Below are 16,520 nucleotides of genomic sequence, written 5' to 3' on the forward strand. Positions count from 1 at the left end.
GGGGCAAGCAGAAGGTTGATTTCGCGCAGGGGAGTATGCCGTGACGATGACTGACTCCGGTTCCGGCGACGCCCCAGAGCGCGGACCGCCGGGAGACGACGAGCGCGGGACCGCGGGTGGCGACCGCGGATCGCCAGACGATGACGGCGGTGGCGTCGACGGACCGACGCGGGACGACGCGCCGGCGGCCGAGCGCTCCGCGACGGGCCCCGACGGCGAAGCCGCACCCGAGCGGTCACCTGCTGACGCCAACGACGGATCCCCGACCGAGCGGTCACCTGCTGACGCCGGCGGCGCGGACCGCGTCACCGGCGAGAACCCCGTCGAGTGGTTCCTGAAGAGCGACAACGAGGGGGTCGCCGCGCTCCGGGACCTGCTGAGCACGGTCGCGCTGGTGGCGGTCGTCGGCCTGATCCTGTTCGCCGTCAGCGGGATCTGGCCGCCGCTGGTCGCCGTCGAGAGCGGGAGCATGGAACCGCACATGGAGAAAAACGACCTGGTGTTCATCGTTGACGAGAACCGGTTCACCGCCGACGGCGCGGTCGACGGCGTCGTCACCTACCAGCAGGGCCAGGAGAACGGCGTCCGGTCGTTCGGCAGTTACGGCGAGGTGATCGTCTTCCAGCCGAACGGGCAGGACGGCGTCCCGATAATACACCGGGCGCACATGTTCGTCGAAGAGGACGAGCGCTGGGTGGAGCGGGCCGACGAGGACCACCTCCGCGGGGAGACCTGCGAGGAGGTCCGGAACTGCCCGGCCCCCCACGACGGCTTCATCACGAAAGGCGACGACACGCCCTACTACGACCAGGTGGCCGGCCGGTCGACCGTCGTCAAGAGCGAGTGGGTGCAGGGCCGCGCCGAGGTCCGGATCCCGTGGCTCGGATGGGTTCGGCTCCAGTTCGCGAAGCTGTAGGACGGGGACGCGGCGCTTCTTCCCGCGGTTTTGTGGGTATCTCCATACGAAATAGAGGGGTCTGGGAAGCGTTCGCGTAACGGATCAACCGACCGGCCGCGCTGGCGTGCGCGAGTGAAACGAGCGCCGCCAGCGGACGGGGAAGGGCAGGCGCTCCGAGCGTGTCGCCGCGACCGCCGGCGTCTTCACGAGCGAAGCGAGTGAAGGCTCGTGAGGCCTTCGGCCTCACGGCGACTCGCGCAGACTGGCGGCCTGGAACGAGCGCCTTCGGCGTTCGTTGGCGTCTTCGCGAACGGAGTGAGGGGCGGCTCGGAGCGGCGAAGCCGCTCCGGTGGATATAAAAAGGGCGCAGCGCGCCGCGCCAACGACGCGCAAGGGCTTTTTAGTTGTCGAACCGGGCCTGCACGAACGGCTGGACGTCCTCGATGTCGCCGAGGCGGGAGTCGCTGAGGAGGACGGCCTCGGTCTCGTCGATCGGGACCGAGAGGCTGATCTCCTTGGTGCGGCCGTAGCGGCCCTTGCTGACGACGACCGCGTTGACGATGCCAAGCATGTCGAGTTCGCTGATGAGGTCGGTGACGCGGCGCTGGGTGAGCACGTCGGCGTCGATCTCCTCGCAGAGGCGCTTGTAGATGTTGTACACCTCGCCGGTGTTGACGTTGTGGACGCCGTTTTTCTCCAGGAGGATGATCGAGAAGAGGACGATCTTCGACTGCGTCGGCAGGGTGCGGACCACCTCGACCACGCGGTCGAGTTCGATCTTGTCCTGGGCCTTGCGGACGTGGTCCTCGTCGACGACCTCGGCCTGGTCGCGCTCGGCGAGTTCGCCCGCGGTGCGGAGCAGGTCGAGCGCGCGGCGGGCGTCGCCGTGCTCCTGCGCGGCGAACGCGGCACACAGCGGGATCACGTCGTCGGTGAGCGCGTCCGCCTTGAACGCGACGTCGGAACGGTGCTGGAGGATGTCCCGCAGCTGGTTCGCGTCGTACGGCGGGAAGACGATCTCCTCCTCGCCGAGGCTGGACTTGACGCGGGGGTCGAGGAAGTCGGTGAACTTCAGGTCGTTCGAGATGCCCATGATCGACACCCGCGAGTTCGCGAGCTCCGAGTTCATCCGTGAGAGATTGTAGAGGGTGTCGTCGCCCGACTTCTCGACGAGCTTGTCGATCTCGTCGAGCATGATGACGACCACGCGCTCGTGGTAGTCGACCGCGTCGAAGAAGACGCTGTACACGCGGTCGGTCGGCCACCCGGTCATCGGGACCGTCTCGAAGTCGTCCTTGTCCGCCTCCAGTTCCGCGATGCGATCGTCGACGGCTTCGAGGGAGTCGAACTCCGCGTCCGCGAGCGCCGCGGCGTCGTCGGCCGCCGCCTCGCGGAGTTCCCGGAGGTCTTCCAGCCACTCGTCGATGAGCCGCTCGTTCTCCTCGATGAACTTGTTCGCCAGCTGGGCGAGCACGCGGTACTGGGTGTCGGTCACCTCGCAGTTGATGTACTCGACTTCGCAGGGGACCTTGTACTTCTGGGACGTGCTCTCCAGTTCCTGACTGACGAACTTCGCGCTCGCGGTCTTACCGGTTCCGGTCTTCCCGTAGATCAGGATGTTCGACGGCGTCTCACCGCGGAGAGCGGCGACGAGTATCGTCGCCATCTTGTTGATCTGTTCCTTCCGGTGGGGGAGCTCGTGCGGAGTGTACGACGGCCGCAGCACCTCCTTGTTCTCGAAGATGGGCTCGCCGCTCAGGAGATCGTCGAACAGGCCCTGGCTCTCCTCCTCGTCGTCCTCCAGCACGACGTCGTCCAGGTCGACGTCGAAGTCCCGAGACGAGTCTACGTCGACGCGTCCCGCCGGTTCGCCCGTTCCCGTGTTCTCGTCGGACATCTGTTTCGTTGATTCACCCCATCGTTTCGACTGGAGCCCGTGCCACGGAAGGAGAACGTCTCCGACGTGATAGCCTCAGATGCCGGATCCGATGCCGAACCGACCCCGTGGACCGTCCAGTTGATGCAAACGAAGCAGAGGTAGACCAGGGTCTTAAAATCTTCCCTCCCGGTCACGATCCGAACGGCAAATCAGTGAAATCGTATTTATAGCGCCTCACGAACCGTATTTCGGGGATATAGTCACCGAGTACTTTCTCCAGAATTCCGTACGTGTTGGAGAAATGAAACCGCTTCTTGACGGTGTTCACAGCGTCTCGCGGGCGTACCGGAGTTAGACGACGAAGGTTGCTGTACGGACACGACTGTCGACCGGAAACGACGGTGTCTCGACGGAGGACGATCGGGCACGCGTCACGTCAGCGGTCGATTCGCGTGGTCCCGGGTGTGTTCGCGGTCGTGCTATCCTGCACAACTGTAATCGCGGTCGTGCCGCGTCGTGGGCGATAGAGGCCGCTTTCGGAGCGAGAACTCTGTCCGTGCGGTCCTGTCGGAATGCTCGCTCACCGTTGGGTCGCCGCGCTCGATACCGGCGGGTGAGAGCGGCCTCCCCTCCTGCGGACGATTGGCGGAAACCGTCGAGCAGCGGGATTATTTCGTCTGGAAGCGTCGGCCGAATCTCGGATCAGCGAAGCTGTGCCGATCCGCGACGCGCCCCGGCGTATAGTGTTGTTTCACTGGCAACACAAATCCCGGGACGTGGTCTCCGAAGAGCACCCCGAGCAACACCCCCACCCCTCTGTTTCAAGTGGAACTCGCCAAGTGAGGGGGCGGGGGTCGTGCCGGTAGTGGAGTGAATCGCCTGCCGTCCGTACCGGCCAGCGGATCTCTAGCGGTTCCTAACGTATTATTTCGAAACCACATTCTTCTAGAATAGTGTTTTCCGCTAGTGCGGTTTTGGTTGAGTCGCTTGTATCATAAAACCCCTGCATGCTAGAGAGACGGGATCCCACCTCCCCTCCTCTCCCGCGTTCCACCCGAAACGAAGGGGTGGGGGGGGGTTCGGGTGATTGTCGGGGGAGTCGGGTTCGGCCCTTTCCCTTCGCTATCGACGTCGAAGGGTTGGTCCCACCCCTATGCTTCAGGTCCGAACGACACAGCAACTCTCAAAACTGCCGTACTGCGGCGGGATACCCGACCCGTCTGAACGCCTCAACCCCCACGTTTCCAGTGGAACGCCGACGCTTCTCGACCGAAATCAACAATATATTGACACCGCATGTCACGGATTATCGATACGGGGTCTCGACCGCGTCGGGTCCGCCCCCGATCACCCGCGACCCAGCGACGAGCTCGCGGCGACCGCGGACGGAACAGGTACTTTTCCTGATCGGTAGCGAAGAAAGCCGAGTGTAATCACACGACTCCGAAGCGTCGATCGGGGGATCCGTACTTATTTCGGAGATAATACATGTCTGACGTACCCTTAAGTGTTTCCGGTGTTGTTACCTGCACAAGCACCTACGGGTGCGTGAAGATAGGATGGGACTGATAAACGGACTCAGAGAAAGTATCTCACGGGTTACAGAGAGGCTTTTTGCGGACGACGAACAGAAACGGATCGGTATCTACGGGCCCCCCAACGCGGGGAAGACGACGCTGGCGAACCGCATCGCGCGGGACTGGACCGGCGACGCGGTCGGGCCGGAGAGCCACATCCCGCACGAGACGCGACGCGCGCGCCGAAAGGAAGACGTCGAGATCAAGCGCAACGGCAAGTCGGTGACGATAGACATCGTCGACACGCCGGGCGTGACGACGAAGGTCGACTACGAGGAGTTCACCGAGTTCGACATGGAGAAGGAGGACGCCGTTAGGCGTTCCCGCGAGGCGACGGAGGGCGTCGCCGAGGCCATGCACTGGCTCCGCGAGGACGTCGACGGGGTCATCTACGTGCTCGACTCCACGGAGGACCCGTTCACGCAGGTGAACACGATGCTCATCGGCATCATCGAGAGCCGGGACCTCCCGGTGCTCATCTTCGCGAACAAGACCGACCTCGACGACTCCAGCGAGCAGAAGATCAAGAACGCCTTCCCACAGCACGAGACGATCCCGCTCTCGGCGCTGGAAGGCGACAACATGGACGAAGTGTACGACAAGATCGCGGAGTACTTCGGGTGATACGATGCCGGAAACCAAAGATCCGGACGACGACGGCGTTCAGATAGACCTCATCAGCGGCGAGCGGATGGAGGGTATGACGAGCATGGAGAAGATCCGGATGATCCTGGACGGCGTCCACGAAGGGAACATCGTCATCCTCGAACAGGGGCTCTCCCCCGACGAGGAGAGCCGTCTCATCGAGGTGACGATGACGGAGATCAGTCCGGACGGCTTCAACGGCATCGAGATCGAGACCTACCCCCGCGCACAGACCAGCGATTCGAGCTTTCTCGACCGGCTGATGGGTCGCGAGTCGACGAACAAGCTCACGGTCATCGGTCCGGCGAACCAGATCGAGACGCTGCACAAGGACGAGACGCTCATCAGCGCGCTCGTCTCCCGCCGATAATGCCCCACCAGTGCACGAACTGCGGCCGGACGTTCGCCGACGGTTCCAAGGAGATGCTGTCGGGCTGTCCGGACTGCGGCGGCAACAAGTTCCAGTTCGAACCCGCCGGCCGGTCGGCCGGTGCGGAGGGCGATGCACCCGAAACGGAGGCCTCCGCCGGCGCGGCCGACGCCGAGTCCGCCGGAGCGAGTTCGAGCGGTGCGTCCCGGAGCGCCGCCGCGGCGCGAGACGCCCCTCGGTCGTCCGCCGACGCGGAGGGCGGCGTCGCCGGCAAGGTGAACCGCGCGCGCGAAACCGTCCGGGACTGGGTCGGGACGGACCGACAGACGGACGAGCGGTCCGCTCGGTCGACCGACGATCGTTCGACCGCGAACGCCGGACGCTCGGACACCGCCGGCGGCCCGTCGAACGCGTCCGCGGAACGCCCGGACGGGCCGGCGACCGCCGACCAGGAGGACTCCGCGCAGGCGAACGCCCGGAGCGACGTCGTCTCGCGCGACGAACTCCCGGACGACCCGCCGGAGCCGCCCCGCGAACCCGCGGCCGGCGAGGGTGCCCGCGTCGTCGACGAGCCCGACGACGCCGACGCGGAGCGCCCGGACCTCTCGGAGCTGCGGGAGGAGCTCAACAACCAGTTCGAGAGCATCAAGATCGTCCAGCCCGGGCAGTACGAACTCAACCTCATGGAGCTGTACGACCGCGACGAGTACATCATCTCGCTCAAGGAGGACGGCCGATACGTGATCGAGGTGCCGGAGACCTGGCGGTCGCCGGACGAGTGATCGACACCCCTCTGTTTCTACTCCGAACCGCTTGAATGTAGTCGACAAGAGTTCTGTAATCCGATTATCGCCTCCAGATGAAAATGGGGATAGGGGGATGGTAGAACCCACCGCCAGGCGATCTGGTAAGACGTAACTCGGACGAATCCCTATTTCGGTTCGAATGTTGGAGGCAGCGCAACGCCGCGTCCGCGAGGCGCTCTTCCTGTTCCCGGCGGTGCTCTCCCGGCTGGGAGTCGTCGACCGGAAGAAGGGGTCGGAGGCGTTCGACCTCGCCGTCCCCGTGATGGTGACCGGGGCGATGCGCACGCTGTTGCGCACGGCCGACTTCCTGATGGTGAGCCTCGCTATCGGCGACACCGCCGTCGCGGCGCTCGAACTCGGCTTCCAGTACTACTTCATCCCGTTCGGCCTCTCGCTGGCGCTGACGAGCGGAACGATCAGCGTCGTCTCCCGGTTCAAGGGGTCCGGCGACCACGAGCGCGCGGACCTGGCGATCAAGCAGTCGCTGTGGCTCTCACTCGCCGTCTCGCTGCCCATCACCGTCGCGACGTGGCTGTACGCGGAGCCGCTGATCGCCGCGCTGACCGACGACCCGCGGACGGTCGAACTCGGGGCGGTGTACCTCAAGATCGTCATGCTCGCGCTGGCGTTCCGGTTCTGGAGCCTCGTCGCCGCCCGCGCGCTGGCCGGCGCGAGCGACACACGGACGCCCATGTACGTCCGGCTCGTCACCCTGCCGACGAACATCGTCCTGAACGCCGTCCTCATCTTCGGCGTCGGGCCGTTCTCCGAGTGGGGGGTCACGGGGGCGGCGTGGGGGACCGCCATCGCCAACACGGGCGCGGCGCTCATCTTCCTCGCCTTGCTCCTCTCCGGGCGGTTCTCCGTCCGGCTCCGCCTCGGCGGACAGCAGTGGGACGCGGGCATCGTCCGCGAGATCGTGCGGGTCGGGGCGCCGCTCGCGGGGACGCGGCTCTCCCGGACGTTCGGACGGTTCCCGTTCCTGTTCATCCTGGGAACGCTCGGCACGCCCGTGCTCGCGGCGTACGCCATCGGCCGGCGGGTGATGCTGCTCGCGCTCATGCCCGCGTGGGGCTACTCGACTGCCTCCAGCACGCTGGTCGGCCAGAGCATCGGCGCGGGGAACGCGGACGAGGCCGACGAGTACGGCTGGCAGACGCTCCGGATCGCGCTGGCGACGCAACTGCTCATCGCGGGCGTCATCTTCGCGTTCGCCCGGCAGATCGCGCGGGCGTTCGGCACCGCACACGTCGGCCTCACCGTCGACTTCATCCGGATGTTCGGCGTCGGCGTCGCCGCGTTCTCCGTCTCGCGGACGATGCGGGGCGGGCTGCGGGGCGCGGGTGACACGCGCTGGCCGCTGTACGGCACCGTCGCGGGCACCTACCTGTTCAAACTCCCCATCGCGGCGCTGGCCCTGCCCGCGGGCGCGGTGACGCTCTCCGTCGCCGGCGTGGCGGTCGACCCCGGTCTCGGCCTCGGCCTCGCCGCCGTCTACGCCGCCATCCTCGCGGATATGTACGTCCGCGCGGCGGTCAACACCCTCCGATTCTGGTCCGGCGGCTGGCGCCGCGTCGCGCGCGAGTCCGACCTGGGGACGGCGGGCGCGGACTGAGTCGCCGGTATCCGACTCCGGCGATCGGAACAGACCCGACGACCGGCACACACGCTTATTTTCCCCACCGGTGCATCCGGAACCGAGATGTCTCTGCCCGATACCGTGCTCCTGGAGGAGTACACGTGGACCGACGTGCGGCGAGCGCTCGACGAGGGAACGCGGACGGTGGTCGTCGCCGTCGGGTCGATCGAACAGCACGGCCCCCACCTCCCGTTGATGATGGACTCGCTGGCGGGCGACGAACTCTCCCGACGCATCGCGGAGCGACTGGGGGACGCCCTGGCCGCGCCCACGATCCGCCCGGGCTGTTCGGGCCACCACATGGAGTTCCCGGGGACGATCACGGTCCCGCCCGAGACCCTGATGGACGTGATCCGCTCGTACTGTCGGTCGCTCGACGCCCACGGCTTCGAGCACGTCGTCCTCGTCCCCACGCACGGCGGGAACTTCGCGCCCGTCAATACGGTGGCGCCGGAGGTCGCCCGCGAGATAGACGCGAACGTGATCGCGCTCGCCGACCTCGAGGAGCTCATGACCCTGCAGAACGAGGGGCTCCGCGACGGTGGCGTGGCGTACGAGGAACCCGTGATCCACGCCGGCGCGGCCGAGACGTCGACGGTGCTCTCGATCGACGAGGACCTCGTCCGGACGGACCGCCTCGAAGCGGGACACGAGGGGGCCGTCTCCACGTCCCGGTTGCTCAGCCGCGGTTTCAGGTCGATCACCGAGAACGGCGTCCTCGGCGACCCACGGAAGGCGACGGCGGAGGCTGGGGAGGCGATTCTGGAGGCGGTTACGTCCGCGTACGCCGAGCGGATCGAATCCGAGCGCGACGCCGTCGAAGTGGACTGAGCGGCCGATTGGGCGCCGCCGATTGAGGTGGTTTTATGCGCTCGCGGGCACTTCCGCCGAGCATGAGCCAAGCAACGAAAGTCGTCATCGGAACCGTCGCCGTCTCGGCGCTGCTGGCGGTCGTCCTCGTCGCGCAGAGCCTGCTGGCCTGATGTTCGACGAGCGCGACCTCCCCGACGACGTCGCGGCCGTCCGCGACGAGCACGCGCCGGAGTCGCTCGTGTTCGACGTCGCCACCGACTTCGAGACGCTCCGGCCCGAGGTCGCGGAGGACCTGGGACTGGTCGTCGACGAACTCGACCCGGCGACGTATCCGGCCGACTGGCTGCCGGCGGACGCGCCGCGCCTGCTCGCGCGCTACGCCGGCAGCGACTTCACTATCGGCATGCCGGGCGACGGGAGCGTCGCGTGGACCCGCCAGACGGTCCCGCCGGTCGTCCTCGTGAAGCCGCGGGTCGAGGGGTCGCCGGAGTCGTTCGTCGACTTCCTGGTCGCCGAGGCGCTCGTACAGGTCGGCCTCGGCGAGCCGGAGCACTTCCTCGGGTTCTTCCGCGAGTCCTACCGCGACCTCGACGCGGCGCTCCCGCTGGATCCGAACGCCACCTATCAGGTCGCCGCGGCGCTGTACGACGGCTGGATCGGCTTACACACTCGCGAGACGTTCGCCGACTGGCCGGACGAGCGCCCGCGCCTGGGCGAGGCCTGGCACGACGCTGGCGCCCGCATCGAGGGGCGCCTGGACGGACTCCCCGGCGAGGTCGCGCGCAACGAGACCGACTTCTCTGACGCGACGGAACTCGCCTGCGCCGCGATCAAGCACGGGCTGGAGCTCCCGGCGCCGTTCGCGGCGCTGGACACGAGCGCCTACCGGTCGCACGGTGCCGAGTACGCCGTCACGTGGGCGGAGAAGACCTTCGAGAAACTCTAAAAGGAGACGTCGACGGAGCCGTCCTCGTCGAGGTCGATGACGCCGTCGAACAGATCGCGGTAGTCGTCGACGACCTCGTCGCTGTGGACCTCGGTGGCGAGGTGGAACAGGCCGACGGCGTCGTGTTCGTCGAGCAGGCCGAGGATCGCGCGGATTGCGTCCTTCGTCGGCTCCTCGCCCGCGTAGTAGGCGAGTTCGGTGATGGAGTCGAGGCTGACGCGGAGCTTCCCCTCGTGCGAGGAGAGGAACTGCTCGGTCTGCTCGACGATGCCGTCGAGGTCGTCGGGGCTGCCGACGTAGTGGACGTCGTCGCCGCTCCGCCGGGAGTAGCCGCGGTCGACCGAGAGCGTATCGAGGATGACCGCCCGGTCCTCGTCGACGTCGTAGTAGTCGAGCTTCTGGTTGACCTCCCGCGCGGTGGTTCGTGTGGAGATCACGAGAAATCGGTCCGTGTCCTGTTTCAGAAAGTCGGTGTCGATGCGGTCGGTCTCGCCGGTGCTCGGGTGGAGGAGCAGTACGCCAGTCCCGCCCGGAATCGTCTCGGGACTGCCGTCGATCGCGAGCGCGTAATCCATACAGCCTGAAGCGGCGGGAATCGACTTAAGCGTGCTGGGTCCGGAAAGTCCCCGAACCCGTCAGAAGACGCTGTCGGCGGTCGCCGCGCCGACGACGCTGAAGATCGCCCCGACCGAGACGGCCTTGAGCGTCGTCAGGGCGACGGCCGTCCTCGTCGGGTCAGCGAGGATCTCGGCCTCCACCAGGAACGTGTTCGGAGCCGTAAACGCGACGGCCAACAGCGTGACGGAGCCGTACGACACCAGCATCAGCGAGAGGAACCGCACCGGGATCCCGGCGACCTCCGCCTCCCTCTCGACGTCGCGGTCCGCGTCGGCCTTGTACAGCGCGCCGTAGCCGATGCCGGCGACGATGCCGACCGTCAGCAGCACGTGCCAGGCGGTCATGTTGGCGGCGAGCACCCACACCTCCTCGGTGACGACGAACGGGCCCGCGAGCAGGAACCCGCCGACGACCTGCTGGGCGGAGTCCGCGACCCGGTAGCGCTTTCGGCGACCGACCATACCACTCGTCGGAGGGGTCGGCTAATAAGGGCGACGACCGACTCCGAACCCGTTTAGTCGCGGCGCCACCACGTGTCGAGCATGAGCGTCAGAGCCGAGTTCGACGAGTGGGCCGCCGACGGCCGCGACCGCGGCATGGAGGAGCGACACTGGCACACCGCGAAGCACGCCCTCGCGCGGATGCCGGTCGAACCGGGTGACGTCGTCCTCGACATGGGCTGTGGCAGCGGCTACGCCGGCCGCGCGCTCCGGGACAACAAGGACGCCGGCCGGGTGTACGGCCTCGACGGCTCGCCCGAGATGGCCCGCAACGCCAGCGAGTACACGGACGACCCCGCGGTCGGCTACCTCGTCGGCGACTTCGGCGCGCTCCCGTTCGCGGACGACTCGGTCGACCACGTCTGGACGATGGAGGCGTTCTACTACGCCAGCGACCCCCGCGAGACGCTGTCGGAGGTCCGTCGGGTCCTGAAACCCGGCGGCACGTTCTACTGCGCCGTGAACTTCTACGAGGAGAACGTCCATTCCCACGACTGGCAGGACCGGATCAGCGTGGACATGACCCGCTGGTCCCGCGAACAGTACCGCGACGCCTTCCGCGAGGCGGGCCTGCGCGTCGCCGAGCAGGACGCCATCCCGGACCTCGAGACGGAGATCCCGCCCGAGTCGGCGTTCCCGACCGACGAGTGGGAGACCCGCGAGGACATGGTCGAGCGCTACCGCGAGTACGGCACGCTCCTGACCGTCGGCGTCGCCCCCTGAGCCCGCTTCCTCCGTCCCGCCAGACCGCTCGCATCATCGCCCCGACGTATCGACGGTCGTCGAACCCCTTCGCTTCGTGTGGAGATACTGAAAACACGTCCCGGCAACGCGTCCGCCGGGACGACGCCGCTTTCACGGGGGTGACCGCTGGCGAACGATGACCACGTCGTAGGCCTCGTTCGAGGCGATGGTCCCGCCGACGCTCGTTATCCCCACCACGAGCCTGCCGGCGTTCTCGCTCCCGACGAAGACCATCGAGGCGTTCTCCTCTCTCGCCACCGCGCGGACGCGGCTCGCGATCGTTCCGGTCGGCGCGTATCGATCGACGGTCTCGTGGCGGTGCTCGGCGCTTGCACACAGACCGTGTACCTGCTCTTGCAGCCTCGACACGATAGCTTCGGCGTCGAACGGCTCGTCCGGTTCGATCCAGCCGCGTTCCCTCGCGTAGTCCGCGTTGCCGTCGGGAATCACGGTCACTGCTACCACGTCCTCCGCGAACGCGGCGCTGAACTCCCGCGCGCGGAGGAGCGCCCCCTCGGCAAGGTCCGACCCGTCGAACGGAACGAGCAGCGTCATACCCGGAGCTCGGTCCGCGCGGGGTAAATACCGGCTGGCGGGTTCTCGTGCCGCGATAACCGCCCTATCGGACATGGTCCACCGTCGGCGGACGGACCTACGGCGCTCGCTCGCCGGCCGCGACCGCGACGTCCAGCCAGTTCTCCTCCGGCGGGAGCGGGCAGGCGAACGTCTCGCTGTAGGCGCAGAAGGGCGAGTACGCGAGGTTGAGGTCGAGCGTTATCTCGTCGCCGTCCGAGAGGTCCCGCTCGGTCTCGAACTCCATGTACCGGCCGCCCTCGTACGTTTGCTGGCCCGTCGTCTTGTCGCGGAACGGGACGAAGTACTGGTCGTCGTCCTCCTGGCGGTACGCCGCGAGCTCCTGTTCCTGCCCGTTCACCGCGAACGAGAGCGTCAGTTCGCGCAGGTAGCGCACCTCGGTGCCGGCCGTGGTGTCCATCGTGACGGGTTCCGGGTCGTCGTGGACGGTGACGGTCGCCGCGACGCGGTAGTCCGGGTCGGGGTCGAAGTAGTCTAACCCGTCGAAGTCGTCGCGCTCCTCCGGCGGCACCGGGGACTGGCGGTGCTCGGCGAAGAACTGGTCTTTCTGGTCGCGCTGCGTCTCCAGTTCCCGCCGCCAGGCGTCCGCGTCGAAGTCGTCGGTCATGGCCGGACGTTCGCGTGGGCGTCGGGTAACGGTTGCGTCTGGAGCCGGAGCGGGTGAGAGAAAGTGGGACAACGAACGACGCCCGGACTGTTTATTGTGATCCGCGACCGTGAGGTGGGGTATGGACGGTATGGACGCGCTGACGCTGTTCGACGAACTCCCGTTCGCGAACCGGCTCGGGATCGAAATGGAGTCGGCCGCGGACGGGGAGGCCGTCGGCACCCTCGAACTGCAGGAGCACCACTCGTCGGTCCCGTGGAAGACGGTGGCCCACGGCGGCGTCACGTACTCGCTGGCGGACACCGTCGGCGGGGCCGCGGTGTTCTCGCTCAACCGGAAGCCGACGCCCACGGTCGACATGCGCATCGACTACCTCTCGCCGGGGACCGACCTGCTCCGGGCCGAGGCCGAGGTGGTCCGCGACGGCGGGAGCGTCGCCGTCGTCTCCGTCGACGTCACGGACGCGGACGGGGAGATGGTCGCCGACGCCCGCGGCGTCTACAAGACCGGCGGCGGCGAGGGGGAGACGACGTGGGGCGACGGCGACCGCGTCGACGACCGGACGAGCGAGTAGCCGACGGGCGACGCCGTACCGTACGGCGGTTTCGGTTCCCGCGCCCCGGGGCTTCGCGGTTCGTCCCTCCAAAGCAGTTACCCCGAACGTTTTCCACGGTCTGCGTGGACACTCCCGACGGGAGAGACCGATGAGTACAACGATATCACAGGACCGGAAGGAGCAGCTCGCGGTCGTCGCCGGGGGAATCGTTCGCGAGGCGCTGAAGGAAGTGTTCAGGGAGGCGATAGACGAGGCCAACACGGGGCGGACGTCCCCGGGGTCGGACGGCGTCCTCCGCGCGACGCTGAAGCAGGCGATGCGGGAGGCGATGGAGGAGTCCGAAACCGCGGAGACCTCCGTGAGACGCGGCGACGACGGCGGGAGCAGCGCCCTCCCGATGCTGATACTCGCGGGCGCCGGGCTGGCGCTCGCCTACGCGCTGCGGCAGCGAAACGAGTCGCTCGACGAGGTCGTCGGCAATGCGAGCGAGCGGGCCCAGTCGATGTCCGAGGAGACGGCGGGGCGCTCCAGCGAGGCCGCCCAGAAGACGGAGTCGGTCGCCGACAAAGCGGCCGACACGATCCAGGAGACCGGCGAGTCGGCCGCCGACAAGATCGACGAGGGGGGCGACCGGGCAGCCGACAAGATCGACGAATCGGCCCAGAAGGCGGACGAGAAGGCGGACGAAGTCGGCTCGGACGACGAGTAACCGGGGACCGGTAGCGACCAGACGCCACGCGGCCGCGGCGGTCGCCGCGGACCCTTTCTCGACCGCTGTGGGGCTACCCGCCGGGCTCGGACGATCGATCCGCCGCTCCGCCGCCGACCACCGATGCGGCGCAGTCGGTCGCCATCGGAGCGGTGGCGAAGCCTTATCCGGGGAGCCGCGGCAACCTCGCTCCGACAACCCTATGGCTCGCCGACCGGTGGTAACTGACGAGACGATGGCAGGCTCCTGGCGGGACGTGTTCGGACACGACGAGCCGTACGACGACCAGGTCGACGGCATCGAGACCGCGATCCAGACGGCCGAGGACGGCGGGTTCACGGCGCTTGAGGGAGCCTGCGGCACCGGAAAGACGATGCTCGCGCTGACGGCGGGCATCTCGCTCGTCCGCGACCCCGAGAGCGACTACGAGCGCGTGGTCGTCCTGACGAGCGTCAAGCAGCAGCTTCGCCAGTTCGAGGAGGACCTGCGGACGATAAACGAGAACCTGCCCGACGACTACCGGCCGGTGTCGGGCCTGACCCTGGTCGGCAAGGCCGACGTCTGCCCCTACAACCGCGAGGGGGCAGGCCGGATCAACGACGAGAACGTCTACGAGCGCTGCGAGGACCTCCGCGACCGCACGCGCGACCTCACCGGCGACGGGCCGACCACGGCTGACGCGCTGACCGCCGACGCCCGGAGCCAGCAGGTCGGCCTCGCGGACTCCGGCGGCGCGGGCGCGACGTACCTCGAAACGGCGGAGACGCCGACGCCGTACCCCGAGACGATGCCGGAGTACGAGGGCACGGAGTACTGTCCGTTCTACGCGCAGTACCTCTCTGACCTGCCCGAGGACGGCGACCCGGCGGAGGCCGTCCCGTTCGACTTCACCGCCGCCGGCCACCTGACGCCGGACGACCTCGTCGCGCGCTCCGTCGAGCACGGCACCTGCCCGCACTCGATGATGGGCGCGATGCTCGGCCACGCCGAGGTCGTCGTCGGAAACTACTACCACGCGTTCGACCCGACGACGACTGGCTCGTTCACCGGCGCCCTGCTCGACGACTCCACGTTCGTCGTCTGCGACGAGGCCCACATGCTGGAACCGCGCGTCCGGGACCTCGTCAGCGACGCCGTCGGCGACGCAACGCTCCGCGACGCCGAGACGGAGCTGTCGCGGGTCATCCAGCCGCTCCGGTTCGATGAGGGCGAGGGACGCGAGGCGGCCAACGAGGACGTCGACCTCATCCGCTCCGAACTGGAGGACACGGACGTCTCGCTCCGGGAACTGGAGGCGACCCGCGAGTTCGTCCGGGACCTCCGCGAGGAACTGGACCGTCGTGTGACGGCGTACCTGGAGCGGGAGCACCGCGGGTGGAAGGCGAACCTCGCGAACCTGCCGGACGAGGAGATCCCCCTCCGTGACCCCGAAACGCCCGAGAAGGACGACGTGACGGAGTGGGCCGAGCGCGAGGGGTACGACGGCGGCGTCTGGGCGCGCGCCGAGACGGTCGGCGCGGTCGTCGAGCGGATCCTGAACGAGGCCGAGGACGAGCAGAAGCAGCGAGCGACGCCCGCGGTCGGCCGCGTGCTCGGCGAGTGGTACCGCAACGACCACACGAACTACTTCCGGGAGATCGAACTGGAGCGGACCTGGGACTCGACGGAGCCGGACGGCTCCTGGCGGCGGGCGTACAACGCCAGCCTCTCGATGCACAACTGCGTCCCGAGCGACGCCATCGGCGAGCGCCTCGCGGAGTTCGGCGGCGGCGTGCTGATGAGCGCGACGCTCGAACCGCTCGACGTGTTCGCGGAGGTCACCGGCCTCCGCCACCTCGAACGCGAGGAGGACCGCCCGGTCGTCGAGCGGACGTACGGCCTCGACTTCCCCGAGGAGAACCGCGAGAGCTTCGCGGTCGACGCACCGAAGTTCACGTATCAGAACCGCGGGGGCCCGGGCGAACAGAACCAGACGCGACAGATCTACTCGGACGCGATCGTCGAGGTGGCGCGCTCGCCGGGCAACGTCCTCGTCGGGATGCCCAACTACGCCGAGGCGGAGTGGGCCGCCGAGGCGCTGCGCGAGCGCGTGGACAAGCCCGTCCTCATCGACGAGTCGAGCGGCGACGACGCCACCGAGGACCTGAAGGACGACTTCTTCGCCGGCGAGTCGAAGGTGCTCGTCACCAGCCTCCGGGGGACGCTCACCGAGGGCGTCGACTATCAGGGGGACAAGCTCCGCGCGGCGGTAGTCTGCGGCGTCCCCATCATCAACACCGCGAGCCCGCGGACCCGGGCGGTCCGGACCGCGTACGACCGCGAGTTCGGCGACGTGCCCGCGAGCGGGGGCTCGCGGGGCGGGTCAGCGTCCCGCGGTGGATTCGAGTACGCACTGACGATCCCGGCGGTCCGCAAGGCCCGGCAGGCGATCGGCCGCGTGATCCGCGGCCCGGAGGAGGTCGGCGCGCGCGTCTTCGTCGACGAGCGCTACGCCCGGGACTCGTGGGACAGCGTCCGCGAGTACCTCCCCGAGAACGACGAGTTCCAGCCCGTCAGCCCGGACATGCTGTCGCTCGGGCTGGACCGCTTCTGGTCGAGCGTGGAGTGACGTAGCGCGGG

The 16,520-nt window shown here is 67.9% G+C and carries 17 protein-coding genes; 12 read left to right on the forward strand and 5 right to left on the reverse strand.

Annotation, left to right across the window (positions count from 1 at the left end; genetic code table 11):
- The first annotated feature begins 46 nt into the window (after positions 1-46).
- On the forward strand, positions 47-916 hold the full coding sequence (locus tag D8670_RS02305; RefSeq protein ID WP_121816490.1) for a S26 family signal peptidase: 870 nt from the start codon (positions 47-49) through the stop codon (positions 914-916).
- Positions 917-1,298: 382 nt separating this feature from the next.
- Here D8670_RS02305 and D8670_RS02310 read toward each other — a convergent pair whose 3' ends face one another.
- Positions 1,299-2,795, reverse strand: a complete 1,497-nt coding sequence (locus D8670_RS02310; RefSeq protein WP_121816491.1) for a Cdc6/Cdc18 family protein — start codon at positions 2,793-2,795, stop codon at positions 1,299-1,301.
- 1,541 nt (positions 2,796-4,336) lie between these two features.
- Between D8670_RS02310 and D8670_RS02315 the strand changes: the two genes are divergently transcribed.
- The 7 genes from D8670_RS02315 to D8670_RS02345 all read left to right on the forward strand — a co-directional run bounded on the left by D8670_RS02315 (position 4,337) and on the right by D8670_RS02345 (position 9,573).
- On the forward strand, positions 4,337-4,978 hold the full coding sequence (locus D8670_RS02315; RefSeq protein WP_121816492.1) for an Era-like GTP-binding protein: 642 nt from the start codon (positions 4,337-4,339) through the stop codon (positions 4,976-4,978).
- Between the two features lie 4 nt (positions 4,979-4,982).
- A complete protein-coding gene (locus D8670_RS02320; RefSeq protein WP_121816493.1) occupies positions 4,983-5,369 on the forward strand; it encodes a DUF2073 domain-containing protein in 387 nt (128 codons plus the stop codon).
- A complete protein-coding gene (locus tag D8670_RS02325) occupies positions 5,369-6,151 on the forward strand; it encodes a Zn-ribbon domain-containing protein (protein ID WP_121816494.1) in 783 nt (260 codons plus the stop codon). The genes D8670_RS02320 and D8670_RS02325 overlap by 1 nt, the downstream gene beginning before the upstream one ends.
- Before the next feature lie 163 nt (positions 6,152-6,314).
- Positions 6,315-7,790 (forward strand): MATE family efflux transporter, encoded by a 1,476-nt coding sequence (locus tag D8670_RS02330; RefSeq protein WP_121816495.1) that lies wholly within the window; start codon positions 6,315-6,317, stop codon positions 7,788-7,790.
- Positions 7,791-7,877: 87 nt separating this feature from the next.
- The gene (locus D8670_RS02335) at positions 7,878-8,645 is read left to right on the forward strand and encodes a creatininase family protein (RefSeq protein WP_121816496.1); all 768 of its coding nucleotides are present in this window, start codon (positions 7,878-7,880) and stop codon (positions 8,643-8,645) included.
- A 62-nt stretch (positions 8,646-8,707) separates the two neighbouring features.
- Complete coding sequence (locus D8670_RS02340; RefSeq protein WP_121816497.1) at positions 8,708-8,797, forward strand: adenosine deaminase; 90 nt, start codon at positions 8,708-8,710, stop codon at positions 8,795-8,797.
- The gene (locus D8670_RS02345) at positions 8,797-9,573 is read left to right on the forward strand and encodes a DUF7089 family protein (protein ID WP_121816498.1); all 777 of its coding nucleotides are present in this window, start codon (positions 8,797-8,799) and stop codon (positions 9,571-9,573) included. The genes D8670_RS02340 and D8670_RS02345 overlap by 1 nt, the downstream gene beginning before the upstream one ends.
- Here D8670_RS02345 and D8670_RS02350 read toward each other — a convergent pair.
- On the reverse strand, positions 9,570-10,148 hold the full coding sequence (locus tag D8670_RS02350) for a DUF7090 family protein (RefSeq protein ID WP_121816499.1): 579 nt from the start codon (positions 10,146-10,148) through the stop codon (positions 9,570-9,572). The genes D8670_RS02345 and D8670_RS02350 overlap by 4 nt on opposite strands.
- A gap of 60 nt (positions 10,149-10,208) precedes the next feature.
- The gene (locus D8670_RS02355) at positions 10,209-10,652 is read right to left on the reverse strand and encodes a DUF2391 family protein (RefSeq protein ID WP_121816500.1); all 444 of its coding nucleotides are present in this window, start codon (positions 10,650-10,652) and stop codon (positions 10,209-10,211) included.
- Between the two features lie 81 nt (positions 10,653-10,733).
- Here D8670_RS02355 and D8670_RS02360 point away from each other — a divergent pair, with 81 nt between their 5' ends.
- The gene (locus D8670_RS02360) at positions 10,734-11,414 is read left to right on the forward strand and encodes a class I SAM-dependent methyltransferase (RefSeq protein WP_121816501.1); all 681 of its coding nucleotides are present in this window, start codon (positions 10,734-10,736) and stop codon (positions 11,412-11,414) included.
- A gap of 132 nt (positions 11,415-11,546) precedes the next feature.
- Here the strand turns inward: D8670_RS02360 and D8670_RS02365 are convergent, their stop codons facing one another.
- Positions 11,547-11,990: a universal stress protein gene (locus tag D8670_RS02365; RefSeq protein ID WP_121816502.1), complete on the reverse strand. Its 444-nt coding sequence runs from the start codon at positions 11,988-11,990 to the stop codon at positions 11,547-11,549.
- Between the two features lie 97 nt (positions 11,991-12,087).
- Entirely contained in the window at positions 12,088-12,636 is a 549-nt protein-coding gene (locus tag D8670_RS02370) for a DUF1684 domain-containing protein (RefSeq protein ID WP_121816503.1), read from the reverse strand.
- A 130-nt stretch (positions 12,637-12,766) separates the two neighbouring features.
- Between D8670_RS02370 and D8670_RS02375 the strand changes: the two genes are divergently transcribed.
- The 3 genes from D8670_RS02375 (at position 12,767) to D8670_RS02385 (ending at position 16,509) form a co-directional block, all read left to right on the forward strand.
- Complete coding sequence (locus tag D8670_RS02375) at positions 12,767-13,210, forward strand: PaaI family thioesterase (RefSeq protein ID WP_121817539.1); 444 nt, start codon at positions 12,767-12,769, stop codon at positions 13,208-13,210.
- A gap of 130 nt (positions 13,211-13,340) precedes the next feature.
- Positions 13,341-13,901, forward strand: coding sequence for a hypothetical protein (locus tag D8670_RS02380; protein WP_121816504.1), 561 nt, complete (start codon positions 13,341-13,343; stop codon positions 13,899-13,901).
- Between the two features lie 235 nt (positions 13,902-14,136).
- Positions 14,137-16,509, forward strand: a complete 2,373-nt coding sequence (locus D8670_RS02385) for an ATP-dependent DNA helicase (RefSeq protein ID WP_121817540.1) — start codon at positions 14,137-14,139, stop codon at positions 16,507-16,509.
- The last annotated feature ends 11 nt before the right edge of the window (positions 16,510-16,520 follow it).

This window comes from Halostella limicola (assembly GCF_003675875.1).
Taxonomy (GTDB): domain Archaea; phylum Halobacteriota; class Halobacteria; order Halobacteriales; family Natronoarchaeaceae; genus Halostella; species Halostella limicola.